This window comes from Hymenobacter endophyticus (assembly GCF_032464715.1).
GTDB classification, from domain to species: domain Bacteria; phylum Bacteroidota; class Bacteroidia; order Cytophagales; family Hymenobacteraceae; genus Hymenobacter; species Hymenobacter endophyticus.
Genome location: NZ_JAWDJT010000003.1, coordinates 270,701 through 285,251, shown reverse-complemented (window position 1 = coordinate 285,251; position 14,551 = coordinate 270,701). Strand labels below are relative to the sequence as shown.

At 59.0% G+C, this 14,551-nt stretch carries 16 protein-coding genes and 1 pseudogene; 4 read left to right on the top strand and 13 right to left on the bottom strand.

From position 1 onward, the window contains the following. Positions 1-91: 91 nt before the first annotated feature. Both ROI90_RS07660 and ROI90_RS07655 read right to left on the bottom strand, forming a co-directional pair. Positions 92-526: a DoxX family protein gene (locus tag ROI90_RS07660; protein ID WP_315997742.1), complete on the bottom strand. Its 435-nt coding sequence runs from the start codon at positions 524-526 to the stop codon at positions 92-94. A 114-nt stretch (positions 527-640) separates the two neighbouring features. Continuing rightward, positions 641-1,339, bottom strand: coding sequence for a hypothetical protein (locus ROI90_RS07655; RefSeq protein ID WP_315997741.1), 699 nt, complete (start codon positions 1,337-1,339; stop codon positions 641-643). Positions 1,340-1,479: 140 nt separating this feature from the next. On the opposite strand from ROI90_RS07655, the gene surE reads away from it, so the two are divergent. Beyond that, entirely contained in the window at positions 1,480-2,355 is an 876-nt protein-coding gene (surE, locus tag ROI90_RS07650) for a 5'/3'-nucleotidase SurE (protein ID WP_315997836.1), read from the top strand. Positions 2,356-2,430: 75 nt separating this feature from the next. Here surE and ROI90_RS07645 read toward each other — a convergent pair whose 3' ends face one another. From ROI90_RS07645 to ROI90_RS07605, 9 genes and pseudogenes are all read right to left on the bottom strand, one after another. After that, positions 2,431-2,604: a hypothetical protein gene (locus tag ROI90_RS07645; protein WP_315997740.1), complete on the bottom strand. Its 174-nt coding sequence runs from the start codon at positions 2,602-2,604 to the stop codon at positions 2,431-2,433. Positions 2,605-2,663: 59 nt separating this feature from the next. Next, positions 2,664-2,939 (bottom strand): hypothetical protein, encoded by a 276-nt coding sequence (locus tag ROI90_RS07640; RefSeq protein WP_315997739.1) that lies wholly within the window; start codon positions 2,937-2,939, stop codon positions 2,664-2,666. Positions 2,940-3,084: 145 nt separating this feature from the next. Next, positions 3,085-4,323, bottom strand: coding sequence for an LLM class flavin-dependent oxidoreductase (locus tag ROI90_RS07635; RefSeq protein ID WP_315997738.1), 1,239 nt, complete (start codon positions 4,321-4,323; stop codon positions 3,085-3,087). 288 nt (positions 4,324-4,611) lie between these two features. Continuing rightward, complete coding sequence (locus ROI90_RS07630; protein ID WP_315997737.1) at positions 4,612-4,908, bottom strand: ArsR/SmtB family transcription factor; 297 nt, start codon at positions 4,906-4,908, stop codon at positions 4,612-4,614. A gap of 329 nt (positions 4,909-5,237) precedes the next feature. Further along, the gene (locus tag ROI90_RS07625) at positions 5,238-6,566 is read right to left on the bottom strand and encodes a sensor histidine kinase (protein WP_315997736.1); all 1,329 of its coding nucleotides are present in this window, start codon (positions 6,564-6,566) and stop codon (positions 5,238-5,240) included. 125 nt (positions 6,567-6,691) lie between these two features. Beyond that, on the bottom strand, positions 6,692-7,378 hold the full coding sequence (locus ROI90_RS07620) for a response regulator transcription factor (protein ID WP_315997735.1): 687 nt from the start codon (positions 7,376-7,378) through the stop codon (positions 6,692-6,694). Positions 7,379-7,480: 102 nt separating this feature from the next. Continuing rightward, a complete protein-coding gene (locus ROI90_RS07615) occupies positions 7,481-7,597 on the bottom strand; it encodes a hypothetical protein (protein WP_315997835.1) in 117 nt (38 codons plus the stop codon). A 590-nt stretch (positions 7,598-8,187) separates the two neighbouring features. After that, positions 8,188-8,331, bottom strand: a pseudogene (locus tag ROI90_RS07610) (ABC transporter ATP-binding protein); the annotation flags it as partial. Between the two features lie 243 nt (positions 8,332-8,574). Then, entirely contained in the window at positions 8,575-10,005 is a 1,431-nt protein-coding gene (locus ROI90_RS07605) for a T9SS type A sorting domain-containing protein (RefSeq protein WP_315997734.1), read from the bottom strand. A 259-nt stretch (positions 10,006-10,264) separates the two neighbouring features. Between ROI90_RS07605 and ROI90_RS07600 the strand changes: the two genes are divergently transcribed. From ROI90_RS07600 to ROI90_RS07590, 3 genes are all read left to right on the top strand, one after another. Further along, positions 10,265-10,825 carry a phosphoglycerate mutase family protein gene (locus ROI90_RS07600; protein WP_315997733.1) on the top strand — a complete coding sequence of 187 codons (561 nt, stop codon included), beginning with the start codon at positions 10,265-10,267 and terminating at the stop codon, positions 10,823-10,825. An 88-nt stretch (positions 10,826-10,913) separates the two neighbouring features. Beyond that, the gene (locus ROI90_RS07595) at positions 10,914-12,305 is read left to right on the top strand and encodes a M20/M25/M40 family metallo-hydrolase (protein WP_315997732.1); all 1,392 of its coding nucleotides are present in this window, start codon (positions 10,914-10,916) and stop codon (positions 12,303-12,305) included. 122 nt (positions 12,306-12,427) lie between these two features. Continuing rightward, a complete protein-coding gene (locus ROI90_RS07590) occupies positions 12,428-12,973 on the top strand; it encodes a 2'-5' RNA ligase family protein (protein WP_315997731.1) in 546 nt (181 codons plus the stop codon). Positions 12,974-13,041: 68 nt separating this feature from the next. Here ROI90_RS07590 and ROI90_RS07585 read toward each other — a convergent pair whose 3' ends face one another. Together ROI90_RS07585 and ROI90_RS07580 are read right to left on the bottom strand one after the other, a co-directional pair. Next, positions 13,042-13,275, bottom strand: coding sequence for an SICA family protein (locus tag ROI90_RS07585; RefSeq protein WP_315997730.1), 234 nt, complete (start codon positions 13,273-13,275; stop codon positions 13,042-13,044). A gap of 300 nt (positions 13,276-13,575) precedes the next feature. Beyond that, positions 13,576-14,409 (bottom strand): OmpA/MotB family protein, encoded by an 834-nt coding sequence (locus ROI90_RS07580; RefSeq protein ID WP_315997729.1) that lies wholly within the window; start codon positions 14,407-14,409, stop codon positions 13,576-13,578. Between the last annotated feature and the right edge of the window lie 142 nt (positions 14,410-14,551).

Sequence of the window (14,551 nt, the reverse complement as noted above, 5' to 3'; positions counted from 1 at the left end):
GGGCGTAAAGGTGGCCTAAAAAACAGCTGCCACTCCATGCGGCGCACAGAATGGCTTGCTTTTCAGGCTCCAGAAAACCAGGTAGCGCGAATTAGTACAGGCGGCGCGGGGCGGGAAACAGCATCTGATCGAGGCTGTACTTGCCAGGGCCGATTAAGGCCAGGCTCAGAAATAGAATGGCCGATTCAAGGGCGTGGGAGTACTGGCTAAATCCATCGCCGCTGTGCAGGTGCACGAAGGTAGCCACCAGCATGGTAGCCAGCAGCAACAGGCAGGCTACCCGGAAAAACAGCCCTATGGCCAGCAGTTGGCCGCCTATTGCCTCGGCCGCCGCCGCCATAAACCCCCAGAAAGCCGGCGCAAACTTGATACCGAGCAGGCCCATGGAGCCGCCTATCTGCGTCCAGGTCTCCATACCGCCCGTGAGCTTGGGGTAGCCATGAATGGTAAACATCACACCTATCCCAATCCGCAACAGGAGCAAGCCTACATCGTGCGTACGGTAGCGGTTTTCAAACAGGGCCATAGACAGGCAGGATTTTGGACCAGGGGCAAAGACAGAAACAAACTTGGCACCAAACGCACCAGCTTCGCCAAAGTACAATATTTACAGCTAAATGCAACCCGTAGGTATCAGGCCCTAGCGGTAAAGTAATACCCCTGTGATGCGGGCGGCCGGCGGAATTTCGCTGGATTGAATCTGTTCTGCGGGTTTATTGGGCAAGGAATTGGGGTCGACAACCCAGGCCATCTGGACTTGCCCCGATACGGCGGCCAGCCCGGCTGGCGTGTTCCGGATGCGGGTAAGGCCCAGATTCTGGCGGGCGGCCCCGAACGGGGAGCCCACTCCAATGCCCTCGGCCGTGCGGTAGCGGGAGGAGTAAATGCGGATTCGGCGCAGCCGGAAGCCGCCCTTGCCATCCTCTATCATGTGCAGGGTGGAAGCTGGGTCATTGGGGTACTGGGCATCCCGGAGCTGGTAGGCCGGCAGGGTGCGGCCCTGGTCCTGGTAGGTGGTGTCGGTAAGCAGCTGGGCCGGCACCACGCGCTTCAGGCGGCTTTCCGACATACCCAGTCGCAGGCGGCCAGCCTGGCCGGGGCTTATCAGGTGCAAGGAGTCGGGCAGGGGTGCCCCGCTTTCGGCCGAGGGTAAGGAGGCCGTCCGTGCCACCGAAGCGGAGCCGGGAGTAGTGGGCCCCGGCTTACCGTTGGCGGTGGCAAACGGAGGCGTGCCCGGGTCGGTGGCTGAGCGGGCAGCCGGAGTGGAGTCGCAGCCGGTAAGGCCGGCGCACAAACAAGCCGTAACCGGCAAAACAACGGACAATAAACGAAGTCGCATGCAGCCTATACGGGTGCAGCGCCCTGCTTGTTAACAACTCTGGGCCGGCTGCGGGCGTTAGCACAGTGGGCGCTGGCTACGTGCGTAGGCCACAAGCTTACCTACCTTTGCCCGTACCCATTTGTGCATTTAACTTCCTGTTGCCCGTGACTACACCTGCCCGCAAACCCCTGATTCTGATTTCCAACGACGACGGTATTACCGCCCCCGGTATAGCCACGCTGGTGCGCGTGATGCGCCGCATCGGCGAGGTAGTAGTGGTAGCGCCTAACTCGCCTCAATCGGGCATGGGCCACGCCATAACCATTGGCCACCCCCTGCGCCTGGATGAAAGCCGGATTTTTGAGGACGTGGAAGCCTATGAGTGCAGCGGCACCCCCGCCGACTGCGTGAAGCTGGCCAAGCATCAGGTACTGAAAAACCGCCGGCCCGACCTGGTAGTGTCCGGCATCAACCACGGCTCCAACTCCGCCGTGAACGTGCTGTACTCCGGCACCATGTCGGCGGCCATTGAGGCGGCTATTGAGGGCCTGCCCGCCATCGGGTTTTCCCTCTGCGACTATGGCCACAACGCCGACTTCTCCCACACGGAGGAGTGGATTGAGCACCTTACCCGCCAAGCCCTGGAGCACGGCATCCCGCAGGGCACGGCCCTGAACATCAATATCCCTAAAAACTCCGCTGCGCCCATTGCCGGGGCCCGCTTGTGTCGCCAGGCCCGGGCCAAGTGGCAGGAGGAGTTCGATCTGCGCCACGACCCCCACAACCGGCCCTATTACTGGCTGATCGGCTCCTTTGTGAACGAAGACCAGGGCCAGGATACCGACGAATATGCCTTGGCCAATAACTACATTTCCATCGTGCCCTGCCAGTTTGATCTGACGGCTCAGCACGGGCTGCGCGAAATGAACGCCAGTTGGCAGCTGAGCCCCACTCCCAGTGGCCAGCAGGCCCCGGCTCCCAGCCTGGGCAGTGCCGAGCCAATGCCCGGCGAATCGGCCGAGGGGTTGGGTTAAACCAAGAGGCCTGCCTATAAAATACGCCCCCGACTGCTTGAAGCGGCCGGGGGCGCGGTGGTTATGGAGTGTTGCCTACCGGCCAGGCAAGGAAACGTGTTTGGGACGAGCGGAAACAGAGTGATGGGGCTTCTTGACGACTGGCACGGCGGCCAAGTGCGGGGCCGTGGGCAGAGCTGGCGGAAGCAGATGGCGCAGCAGCCACGCCAGCCCCAGCAAAACCACCACCAACAACAGGAGCTTCTTCATAAACGAGGCAGGCAGGTACAAGCCAAACCTACCAGCCCCGGCATGAAGAGCGTGTGAACCTAGCGTTGTGTGGTAGTAGTACGGCGGGCATTGTTCCGCTTCACCACGGCGGTTTTGCGGCTTGCGGCCGGGACAGGCGTAGTTACGGCGCGGGTTTTATTGGAAGTGTGGTAGTTGCCGCTGGGCGTGGCTACATCGTGGGTGCGCGTGGTGGTGCGTGTGTTGCCGTTGGGGGTGGTTTGCGTACTGGTGGCAGTTGTTTTCTGCTGCACAGCCTGGGCATGCGCGGTAGTTGCAGCACTAGCCAGTACCAGTAAGGTCAGAAGCTTTTTCATGGGAAATGGAAGAGTGGGAAGTGAACGATAGGCTAAATACGCAGCCCCGTTTCCGGAGTTTAAACGCCCCCTTACTACTTCCTCTACGGTGGCCCGGACCGTGACTGTGTTGATTAACCCGCCTTGGAAGGTGCTGTTTTCGAGCCTAGCGGCCCTCGTTCAACTCTGCCATAATCTCGGCAAATAGCCGGGCTGATTTTAGCCGGTCTTCGGGCGCGTACATGGTGGAGGCGGTGATAAGCTCATTGGCGCCAGTTTCGGCCAGGAAAGCTTGGAGTTGCTGCTTCACGGTTTGTTTGCTGCCCACGAAGGAATATTTCAGCATTTGCTGCACGGCCGGGTGCTCCCACATTTCCTGTAGCTCCTCGGTCATGGCCGTAGGCGGCTGGATGGGCGCCCGTGTGTTGCCAGTCAATAGCCCCACAAACATGCGGATAAGGCTGGTAAACAGCTGCTGGGCTTCCTCATCGGTATCGGCTACGAAGGCATTGAGGGCCACGATGACGTAAGGCTGTTGCAGCACATCCGACGGCGTGAACTCGGCGCGGTAAATCCGCAGGGCGTTGAGCAGGTGGGTAGAGGCAAAGTGGCTGGCAAACGCGTAGGGCAAGCCCAGCTGGGCTGCCAGGTGGGCACTATCGGTGCTGGAGCCCAGGATATAGAGGGGCACGTCGGTACCTTCGGCTACGGGGGCGCGCACGGCCGCCTGCCGATTGGCGGACGAGAAATACGTCTGAATTTTGCCAATTTCCTGGGGAAATGAGTGGGCCGCCTGCATAAAGTCCGAGCGGATGGCCTGCGCGGTTTGCCCATCGGTACCGGCCGCCCGGCCCAGCCCCAAATCAATGCGGCCGGGGTAGAGCTGCGCCAGGGTGCCGAACTGCTCGGCCACCAGCAGGGGCGAGTGGTTGGGAAGCATGATGCCCCCGGAGCCCACCCGAATACGGGTCGTATTCTCGGCCACGTACCCAATGAGTAGGGAGGTGGCGCTGCTGCCCACGTTGTCGGAGTTGTGGTGCTCAGCCAGCCAGAAGCGTTTATAGCCGAGCTCTTCGGCTGCTTGGGCCAGGGCCAGCGAGTGGTGCAGCGTCTGCTGCAGCGTAGTACCCTGCGACACGATGGCCAGCTCCAGCATGGAATACGCCACTGGCTGCGGCTGGCGGCTAGTGTTATTGACGGACGAGGACATGGTTCTGTTAAAAAAGAGAAATGAAAAATTTGCCGCCCCAACTGCTTGCACAAAGCGGAAGGCTGGCCTGGGCAGTTCCAAACTGCCGCGCAGGGTGTCGGCCGGGTGGTCATCCTGCAGAACGAGTACCACCAGCTCCACAAAGTGGCGCAGGCTATTGGGGTTGACTTCCTGCGTCGGCCACAGTTGCGGCACGTACAAAGCTGGGTTCTGGCTAGCGTTGGCGGCGGTTGCCGGGTGGTGTCAGCAAGCGTGATTTTACCCCTTGCTTTCACTGGTGGTGTCCCGCCTCAGCTGCTTTTGTTTTCCATGTTGGAGGGCTATTGGGTGCGCAGCGAAGGAATTCTGGCGTGAAGGACTTCCTGGAAATGTCCCTGGAAACTAGGGTAGGAGGTTGAATAGTATAAACACATAAGCAATACCCAATGTTTTGCGTGCCAAAAAAGCCAGTTTAGTACCGGGGCTGACTGGCGGCTAGAAGGCTTACGTCGTTTTAAGCAGCTGCAGAAAGCTTTCCAGCTCCTGCAGCTTGGCCGGGTTAATGGACAGGTGCTTGGTGCGCCCTTCCTTGGCCGACTCAATCAGCCCTGACTCGACTAACGCCTTGAGGTGCTGAGACATGGAGGGCTGACTAATAGGCACAGATTCAAATAAGTCAGCGCACCCCTTGTGCGTTCCTTTGGCAATTTCCAGCAGGATGCGCAGCCGCGTCGGGTCGCTCAGGGCCTTAGCCAATTTAACGAGGGAGGTGGTGTCTGCCGGGGCGTTTTTTGTATGCATGCGCATGTGCTTATGTGTTGTCAACTGCCGGGAGCACAGAAAGGTTTGGCCTGCTCTATCGGTTTGATTTACCGGACCTGCTAGCTGCCAGGGTACGCCGGTTTCTGCAGTGCTAAGCAGCCCATCCAGGATTTATGGCTTCTATAATTCATTCACCGTCAGCCCCAGTGAGTGTTCAGTCTGCCTCATTCGACCAACTAATACTGAAACGTATTAGCAGGGATGAATGCACCGCAACCGGAATCAGTAGGGCAGCTTACCAGAAAACAAACCAGGGGGGTAACCGGCATTTCCGAGCGGCCACTATTTCCGTTTTCTGCGACGAACCTCTACGCAAAGTGCAGACTAAACGTGGTGCCTTGGCCTTCCGAGGAAGTGACCGTGAGCGGGGCTCCATGAAACTCGGCAATGGTTTTGGCAATGGGCAAGCCCAGTCCGTAACCTTCGGGGGCCGAGGCTCCGGCCTGAAACCGCCGAAACCGGTCGAAGAGGTGAGGCAGGTGCTGGGCCGCAATGCCCGGTCCCGTGTCCGTTACTGAAAGCCGGTAGCCACCCTCCGCCATCTTGCCCTCAATCAAGATGCTGCCGCCCCAGCGGTTGTACTTCACGGCGTTGCTCACGAGGTTGAACAGCAGCGTGAACAGCAGGGTCCGGTTGGCTTGCGGTACCACGTAATCGGGCTGCAGGTCTTCCAGCAGCTTGATGTCGCGCTGGGCCAGACGGTCTTCCAGCTCATTCGTCACGTCGGCCAGCACTGAGGCCAGAGATACAGCCTCGTCGCGCAGGTACTGCTCGTTTTCAATGTTTGCAATGAGCAGCAGGGTTTTCACGGTGTTGCGCAGGCGGTACAGCGTCTTCTGCGACTCCACAATTTTCAGGGAGTGAGCGTGGCCCAGGGCCGGGTCCTGGAGCATGTTCTCAAACCGGGTCTGCAAAATGCTCACCGGCGTCAGCAGCTCATGCGACACGTTGGACATAAACTCCCGCTCCTTCTCGAAGGCCGACTGAATCAGGCGCATCATGTCGCTGAGGCTGGTGTCGAGGCGGCGGAAGTCGGTGGTGCTGGTTTCCAGGGGGGCGAAGGAGAAGCCCGAGGGGTGGTGCACGCCCTGAAGCTTGCGCACAATCAGCTGGCGCAGGGGCCGTAGCAGGGCGTGGGCAAAGGCCGCGTCGGTGAAGATGGTCAGCAGGGCCCCAATCACCAGCACCCACAGGGCCATGCGCCGCAGCGTATCCGTGAGCAACTCCACGGTGGCCAGGGAGGAGCCGATTTCCAGCCGGTAGTTGCGGCCGGCGGTGGTAAACTGCTGGCTCAGAATCCGAAAATCCTCCACCTGGTTATCCACCTGCCGGGGCTCGTCGAAGATACGCGGGGGGTGGGGGTCGTGGCGGCCGTCGGGGCTGGGCGGCAGGGCCGTAAGGGTAATATATTCCTGCTTGAGAATATTGTAGTCGGCGTACTGCTCGCCCTGCACGAAGGCCGAAATACCGTTGCGCTCAATCAGCTCCAGCACCTCAGTACGCTTCTCGTGCAGGCGCTGGTCGGTGTGGGCCACGGCCACCCGGCTCACAATGGGCGGAATCACCACGGCTCCCAGCAGCACCAGCAGTAGCTTGGACAGCGCATTAAACAGGGCCAGCTTGGCTTCGAGGCGCATTTTGTTGAATTAAAGATTGAGAATTAAAAATTAAAAATTCTTCGGCGTGCCTGCGCTTTGGCGGCTTAGCATTCGGGTCTGATAAGGCAATGGGCCACCAATTTTTAACGTTTAATTCTCAATTCTTAATTAGCGTCAGCTATCCGGTACCCGATTCCCCGCACGGTTTCCAGGAAGTCGGTGGGGGCGAACTGGGCCAGCTTCTTGCGGATGTTCTTGATGTGCACGTCGATGTAGTTGGAATCCGAATCATCTTCCAGCACATTGCCCCAGAGGTGTTCCCCCAGCTGCAGGCGCGTGAGTACCCGGTTCTTGTGCAGCAGCAGGTAGTGCAGCAGATCGAACTCCTTTTTGGTGAGGGTCACGTCCTGGTCGTGGTAGCGGAGGGTACGGCCGGTGGCATCCAACTGAAAGCCGCTGCCAAATAGTAGCTCCTGGCGCTTCAGGCCAAACTTGCGGCGAGTAATGGCCTGCATGCGGCTTTGCAGCTCCAGCAACGAAAATGGCTTGGGCAGGTAGTCATCGGCTCCCAAATCCAGGCCTTTTACCCGGTCGTCGATGGCGCCGCGGGCCGTGAGGATGATGAAGGATGCTTCCTGCCGCTCGTTGCGCCGGGCCTCGCGCAGCAGATCCAGGCCGTCGCCGCCCGGCAGGCCCAGGTCCAGCAGCACAAAGTCGTAGCTGTTCACGAAAATCTTCTCCGAAGCCTCAGCGTAGGTATAGGCCGAATCGACGAGGTACTGGGACTGCAGCAAAAACTGCCGGATTTCCTGGTGGAGGCTTTTCTCGTCTTCAACAATGAGCACGTGCATAACGGGGCAGAATGGGCTGATAGATGCTGCAACATACGCACCCGCACCGTGAAGAGCCCATGAAGTTGGCGTGGCAGCCGCCCGGGCCCGAGTACCAAGGGGCTACCTCAGCGTAGGTAAATCAGCGCAGGTAGCGGCTAAGTCATAAATGCTGGCAATACCCAGCTGCCGGGCCTGCTGGCGGCGCATGAGCAGGGCGTAGGGGTTGTTGAAGCCCAGCGGGGCCAGCCACTCCAGTTGTAGCGGCGGCGGTACTGCCCCCGCACGTAGTGCAGCACCTTTTTGGGGCTGGGCCCCAGGGAGTCGAGGGCGGCGGCGGAGGGCTGCAGCACCATCAGCAGGCCGGTGCCGGTGTACTCGGGGTACATGTCAATGGTGTCAGTACGCAGGGCCTCCGCCCAGACGCTGGTGCTGCTCAGGTCGTCATTAACTTCCACGCCCAGGTTGGCGTGTAGCCTCAAATCAGAGTGGTGTACAGTTCCAGCAGAATGTTCTGCTCGGCAAAGATTTTGGTTTCCCGGGGTGCTAATTCGCACCGTTAGCTCTAACAGCAGCCGGGCCGCCTTAGCCAAAGCCCGACTCAGTAGCTCTAAATATTCTTGAACTATTACAGTAGATAGTAGAAGTTTTATTCCTGAATTATAGTATCTTATACTAGTTAAGTAAGTAGGTAAATGCTCCTCTGCCAATACGTCAGCCAGCCATGGCGTGCGGAGCTGCAGGCTCAGTCGTTCCACCGCGAAGAATTCCCGCACAAGCTGGTTGGCCGGCCGAAACAGCAGCTCCCCAGGCACAGTGGCCACGTTTTCGGCCGCGGTATAGTAGGGTAGCAGGCCCACCTGCTGAATCAAGTAGCCGATGCCCCGGCGCAGCTGCTCGGGTTGCTGCTCGCGCACATCCAGGCCGTTGATAATTACGGTACCGCCATCGGGCTCTACCAGGCGGTTGAGCATACGCAACAAGGTAGTTTTGTCGCAGCCGTTGGGGCTCAGCAGCACCAGCGTTTAGTCGGCCCTGAGCGTAAAGGAAGCGCGGCCTGCACCACGGCCAGGGAGCCGTAGCGGCGGGTGAGGTTGCGAGCCTCAATAACGTGCAGTGGCTGGATCATTAATGGGTCAGGATAAACATACACAAACGCAAAAGGCCCTCCCGGACGGGAGGGCCTTCAGGATAGTACCCGCCGGCGGGCTGGATGTTTACTCCTTCACTACTTTCAACACCACCGGCTGGCCATCTACCACTACTTTGGCCAGGTACAAGCCAGCGGGCAGGGCCGATACGTTGGTCAGCTCCAGCACCCCGGCCTGAGTAAGCTCCGCACTGAAATTCTGGGTGTAGACTACGCGGCCCGCCAGGGTGGTCAGCTGCACGCTGGCCTGGGTGGGGGCCGGGCCGGTGCTGCTTAGCAGTAGCTGCAGCTGCTCCCGGAACGGGTTGGGGGCCGCCGTTACGCTGATGCTACGCGCGGCACTACGGCCGGGGCTCAACGACAAAACGGCGCTGTAAGAGTTGGTGCCATCCTGGTCAACTTGCCGGAGGCGGTAGTAGCGGATACCGCTTTGCGTGGTAGCGTGGCGGTAGGTGTAGCGGTGCGCCTGGCTGGAAGTGCCGGCTGCGGCCACCTGGCCCACCGGCCGGAAAGTACGCCCGTCCTGGCTGGCCTCCACTTCAAAAGCCGCCGAGTTCAGCTCCTGGGCCGTGTGCCAGGTCAGGTCGGTGTACGTGGCTGCGGCCTGCCCCCCAAAGAAGGTAAGCGTAACCGGCAGGGGCGGGTTGGAGAAGGTGGCTGTCTGGGTGTTGTAGGCCACAAACGCCAGGTCGCTGTTGCCGCTCAGCAGCACCCGAAACTTGCGGATAGCGCCTACGTTGGCGCTGGTAATGCCGAAAGCACTCAGGTCGGCGGCCCAGAGGCGCAGGTCCCGGTCGGTTTGCCGAAACCCGGTCGTCAGGGACATGGGCCGCTCCGAGGCCTCGTAAAAGTCAGCCGTCCAGCTGCCTACTGGGGTTATACTAGTGAAGGTAACCGTTACCGTACTCCCGATTACCTGGTTGTTGGCATCCAGAAACTGGTACTGGTCCTGGGAGCCGGCGGGGTCGGCAATCTGGGTTACCAGAATATCGGGCGTTCCGTCACCCAGGGCCGAGGTTACCACTTCCGAAATCGAAAAATCGAGGGTGCCGCTGGGCACGTTGGCCGCGCCCGTGCCCAGGTTCAGGCCATTGCGGCCGTCACGCAAGTAAAATGGAATATCGTTGGCCGGGGCCGGAGAGCTGGCGCCGTTGGCTACCTTATCGTACAGTTCTCCCAGGCCTACTTTGGTGTTGCCGCCAACGTTGCCGCTGATGGCCAGCACCGGCAGGGCTTTAAATTGGCTGGGCGTAAACACAAGCTGTTGGGCTTCCAGCAGGGCATCATCTACCCCGGTTGAGTACCGGACGTTGTTCAGCGAAAATGCCAGTAAATCGTGCGAGTTATTGGGTTTGGTGGCGTTTTTGACCGTAGTCGAGCTTTGCCAGAAGCCCCCGAAGCTGGTGACGACTTCCGTTACATTGTTCACGGATTGGGCGCGGGCGGTGAGGGCTCCCCCCAGCAGGGCAGCCACCAAGAAGGTACAGTTTCTTAACATAGGAAAAGGTAGAGGCAGGTAGGCAATCAGAGCGTAAGTGGTTGCCACACAACGTAGTGGTGGCCGGGCAGGAGTTGGAGTGTGCAAAACTGGGTATTACTGCGGCGCCATCCAACCGGGCAGCTGAAATAACCCGGGAATTTTTTGCCCCACTTTCTGCGGGCGTCGCAAGCCGATATGTGCGGAAAGTCAGTTGCTTTGTAATCAGCCAAGGGTTGTCATGCTTTGGTGTAGAACCAACCATTTTCTGCTTATGAATATGCGTAGACGTCTGTTGATCAGTTTATTATCGTTGGTTTTGCTGCTGGTCAGCAGTAACTGCGGCCGTCAGGCTTGGCAGCGGCACTATGCCCAGGGCCTGGATACCCGCGTGTACATTGTGCGCCACGGCGAAAAGGAGCTGACGCCTGGCCTAGCCGACCCGCCCCTGACGGCCGCCGGCCAGCAACGCGCCCTGGCCCTGCGCGACTCGCTGAAGGGCAACATCATGCTGAGCGGCGTTTTCAGTACGGCTACCAGCCGCACGCGCAGCACCGCCCAGCCCCTGGCCGATAAGCTCAAGCTGCCGGTACAAACCTATGATGCCCGGCAGCTGACCGCCCTGGTCCGCCGCATCCGCCAGGAGTACCGGGGCCGCGCCGTGCTGGTGGTGGGCCACTCCAATACTATTCTGGAAACGGTGGAGGCCTTAGGGGCCGCCCGGCCCCTGGCCACCGTCGGGGACGGAGAATACAACTACCTGCTGGAGGTGCGGATTCCCCGCGACTCTACCCAGCAGCCTGCTGCCACGGCCCGCCGCTATGGCCCGGCCAACCCCTAGCACTCCTTTCTGAGCCGCCTAGCTGCAACCCAACCGCCATTTTCGCCTCTATGAGGCACTCTCGAGTCCCGCTATATTCTCTCTTTCTATGCGTTTTTCTTCCCTTGGTCGGGCACTTGGTCTGGCTACGGCCCTGGTAGCCACTGCGCCCCTGGCCGCCACTGCCCAAACCACCGCCGACTCCGTGGCCATCCGCAAGCTCTATGATGAGGCTCTGAGCCGCGGGCAGAGCTACGAAAACCTGCGTTACCTCACCGGCCAGATTGGGGGGCGCCTCAGTGGCTCAGCCCAGGCCGAGCAAGCCGTGCAGTGGGGCAAAGTGGTGATGGAGAAAATGGGCCTCGACCGGGTGTACCTGCAGGAGGTGATGGTGCCGCGCTGGGTGCGCGGGGCCCCGGAAAAGGCGCAGGTAAGAGGCTCCAAAGGCAAAGGCCTGGCTCTGAACGTGTGCGCCCTGGGCGGCTCGGTAGGTACCAACGGCAAGCTGAAGGCCGAGGTGGTAGAAGTGCAAAGCATGCAGGAGCTGGCCGCCTTGCCCGCCGAAAAAGTGAAGGGCAAGCTGGTATTCTTCAACCGCCCCATGAACCCGCTTTACATTGAAACCGGCCGGGCCTACGGGGAGGCCGGTGACCAACGCCGCAGCGGAGCCGTGGAAGCGGCCAAGCGCGGGGCCGTGGGGGCCTTGGTGCGCAGCCTCTCCCTGGCCCACGACGATTTTCCGCACACCGGCACCATGCGCTACGATGAGCAAGTAGCCAAAGTGCCCGCCGCCGCCCTCAGCACCAACGACGCCGACCGGCTCAGCCAGCTGCTCAAAGCCGACTCTGACCTGACCGTGGAGCTGGAAATGAGCTGCCAGCAGCTGCCCGAAATCAAGAGCTACAACGTGGTAGGCGAAATCAAGGGCTCAAAATACCCCGAGCAAATCATCAGCGTGGGCGGCCACCTCGACTCCTGGGACCTGGGCCAGGGCGCCCACGACGATGGAACTGGCTGCACCCAAAGCATGGAAGTGTTGCGCCTGCTGAAGGCTACTGGCCTGCGGCCCGAGCGCACGGTGCGTGCCGTACTCTTTATGAACGAGGAAAACGGTGTGCGGGGCGGCAACAAGTACGCCGAGCAGGCCAAGGCCCTTGGCGAGAAGCACCTGGCCGCCATGGAGTCGGATGGGGGTGGATTTACACCGCGCGGCTTCTCCATTGAGGCGGAGCCCGCCGTGGTACGCAAAATCCAGACCTGGCAGCCTCTGTTCCGGCCCTACGGTAGCGGAGAGTTTGTGGCCGGCCACTCCGGTACCGATATTGAACCCCTGAAGGAGCAGGTAAAGGCTCTTATCGGCTACCACTGCGACTCCCAGCGCTACTTCGATATTCACCACACCGCCGCCGATACCTTTGATAAAGTGAACCGCCGGGAGCTGGAGTTGGGCGGAGCCAGCATGGCCGCCCTTATCTACCTGATCAGCAAGTACGGCCTCTAGCCCTACACGCCCTCGCCCCGAGTATCAACGCCCTGCCGCGTGGTGTCGTACTGCCAGTACGGGAGCTACGCGGCAGGGCGTTGATACTCGGGGCACTTTGTATACTCTCAACTACCCATCCTATGGAGCTTTACCTGGTTGCGCTACTACTGCCCGAGGAGGTAAGCCAGCAGGTGTGGGCGCTAAAGCAGGAGGTGCATCAGCTTACTGATAGCCGCAATGCCATCCGGTTGCCCCCGCACATTACCCTGATTCCGCCGTTGCGGCAGCCCCCTGAGTTTGCTGGACAGGCCACCCGCCTCCTGGCATCTTTCGCGGCGGCTCATCACGCCTGCCGGGTTCAGCTTCATGATTTCAGGTGGTTTCAGCAGCGCACCCTATACGTGGCGGTTACGGAGGCTGCGGAATTGCACGAACTACACAGTGCTTTATACCAGCTATGCGGCCGGCAGCTGCTCCCGGTGCCCCAGTCAACTCGCCCGTTCGTGCCGCACGTGACCCTGGCCACCCGCGACTTGCCACCCGCCCAGGTACCCGCCTTGCGGGCGGTTTTCGAGGAACGCCGGTTACATGCCCCGGCCGTACTGCAGCAGCTGGTACTATTTCGCCACGATGGGCAGGTGTGGCAGCGCGAGGCCGAGTTCCACCTTCAGCCTGTTGTAGCGTGACCACCATACAACAGAACCGCCCGACTGCGAGCAGCCGGGCGGTTCTGTTGTATGTATGCGCAGCCGAATTACTCGGCGCTGACGTTCTTTTTGGGGCGGCCGGGGCGCTTGCCGGTAGCGCTTACGGCGCGGGGCTTACGCTCTTTTTTAACAATCTTGTATTCAGGGTCCAGCATTTCATTGAGCTCCGTGAGCAGCTCATTTACCTTTCCTACCTGCTTGCGAATTTGCGTGAGTAGGGCGTCATTATCCTCGGCATTTGCCAGGATTTGTTGCAGTTTGTTAAGGTCAGCAGTTGCCATGGGGCTAGAAATTTATTTAGGAAGAAAAGTAAAACTCAAATTTGAATATTTTTTTCTGTGATGACAAGCGCATTTTTCGCGTACTCTTACTATCATCAACAATTAACTGCCAGAAAAGCCACTGCAAAAGCAGTGGCGGTGAACAGCGTGTAGTTCTTAAAAAGAGTGATTTTGCATACGGAACTATGGGCCGGAAGTTGTAAGCAGAGAAGTTTTATTTGCGCAATTATGCGTAAAAAAATAGGAAGCAGCCGCCTGTATATTTAGGCAGCTGCTCCCTTTTTTAGGCATTATATGCACCTAATTTTGTTCCAGAATTTGGAATAGCTCATCCAGCTTTGGCGTAAGAATAATTTCGGTTCTTCGGTTAAGTGCCTTATTCATAGCGCCGTCGTTGGTGGCTATTGGGGCATATTCGGCCCGGCCAGAGGGGGTGACCTGCGCCGCTGGTAACCCGGCCTGGGTTAAAATCCGGGTGATTTCCGTGGCACGTAATACACTCAAATCCCAGTTGTCGCGCATGCCAGCTGTGCCTTTTGCAACGGGTACATTGTCCGTGTGGCCTTCTACCAGCACATTTACATCCTGATTTCCTTTCAGGGCAATGGCCAGCTTTGTGAGGGCCTCCTGGCCCTTGGGGTCAACCTTGGTAGAGCCGGATTTAAACAGCAGTTGCTCGGAAAGCGAAACGTATACTTTCCCGTTTCGCACATTTACTTGTAAATCCTGGGCAGTGAAACCCAATAGCGCATCGCCAACTTTTTGCCGGAGTGCTTTCACGGCCGCATCTTTTTGATCAAGGATACGCTGCATATCTGCAATTCGCTGCTCCTTGCCCCGCAAATCAGCCGAAAGCTGGGAATTCTCTTGCTGGGCTCCGCTTAGGTTGACATTCAGCTGATTTACTTGCTCACTTTTAGATAATAAACTCGTGCGCAGTGCTTCTTCATTCTGACTTTTTTCCTGCTGAAGAGCCGTTTTCTCGACCTGTAACTGGTCGCGCGAACGAGTTGCGTCTGTGTATTGGGTTTGCAGCGCGGCGTATTTTTTTTGTGATACGCAGTTGGTAGCTCCAAAAAGCAGACCTATGCCGCACGCAGCGCGCAAAAAGTGAGTTGAAGGGAAATATTTCATGGCAGAAATCAGAGGTGTACTACTTGTAAGCGGGCAGTCTAAGTTCAACGCTTGATTTGCCGGCGTAGTTACGGTATCGGTATCGGAGGTTTAGAACGAGTTAGAAATCAATTTGCCGGGGGAGTTGAATGGTTTGTCGTAT

Bases quoted from the DNA above. Each gene is read 5' to 3' on its own strand.
- ROI90_RS07660 (WP_315997742.1), bottom strand. From the start codon at position 526: ATGGCCCTGTTTGAAAACCGCTACCGTACGCACGATGTAGGCTTGCTC.
- ROI90_RS07655 (WP_315997741.1), bottom strand. From the start codon at position 1,339: ATGCGACTTCGTTTATTGTCCGTTGTTTTGCCGGTTACGGCTTGTTTG.
- ROI90_RS07645 (WP_315997740.1), bottom strand. From the start codon at position 2,604: ATGAAGAAGCTCCTGTTGTTGGTGGTGGTTTTGCTGGGGCTGGCGTGG.
- ROI90_RS07640 (WP_315997739.1), bottom strand. From the start codon at position 2,939: ATGAAAAAGCTTCTGACCTTACTGGTACTGGCTAGTGCTGCAACTACC.
- ROI90_RS07630 (WP_315997737.1), bottom strand. From the start codon at position 4,908: ATGCATACAAAAAACGCCCCGGCAGACACCACCTCCCTCGTTAAATTG.
- ROI90_RS07625 (WP_315997736.1), bottom strand. From the start codon at position 6,566: ATGCGCCTCGAAGCCAAGCTGGCCCTGTTTAATGCGCTGTCCAAGCTA.
- ROI90_RS07620 (WP_315997735.1), bottom strand. From the start codon at position 7,378: ATGCACGTGCTCATTGTTGAAGACGAGAAAAGCCTCCACCAGGAAATC.
- ROI90_RS07605 (WP_315997734.1), bottom strand. From the start codon at position 10,005: ATGTTAAGAAACTGTACCTTCTTGGTGGCTGCCCTGCTGGGGGGAGCC.
- ROI90_RS07600 (WP_315997733.1), top strand. From the start codon at position 10,265: ATGCGTAGACGTCTGTTGATCAGTTTATTATCGTTGGTTTTGCTGCTG.
- ROI90_RS07595 (WP_315997732.1), top strand. From the start codon at position 10,914: ATGCGTTTTTCTTCCCTTGGTCGGGCACTTGGTCTGGCTACGGCCCTG.
- ROI90_RS07590 (WP_315997731.1), top strand. From the start codon at position 12,428: ATGGAGCTTTACCTGGTTGCGCTACTACTGCCCGAGGAGGTAAGCCAG.
- ROI90_RS07585 (WP_315997730.1), bottom strand. From the start codon at position 13,275: ATGGCAACTGCTGACCTTAACAAACTGCAACAAATCCTGGCAAATGCC.
- ROI90_RS07580 (WP_315997729.1), bottom strand. From the start codon at position 14,409: ATGAAATATTTCCCTTCAACTCACTTTTTGCGCGCTGCGTGCGGCATA.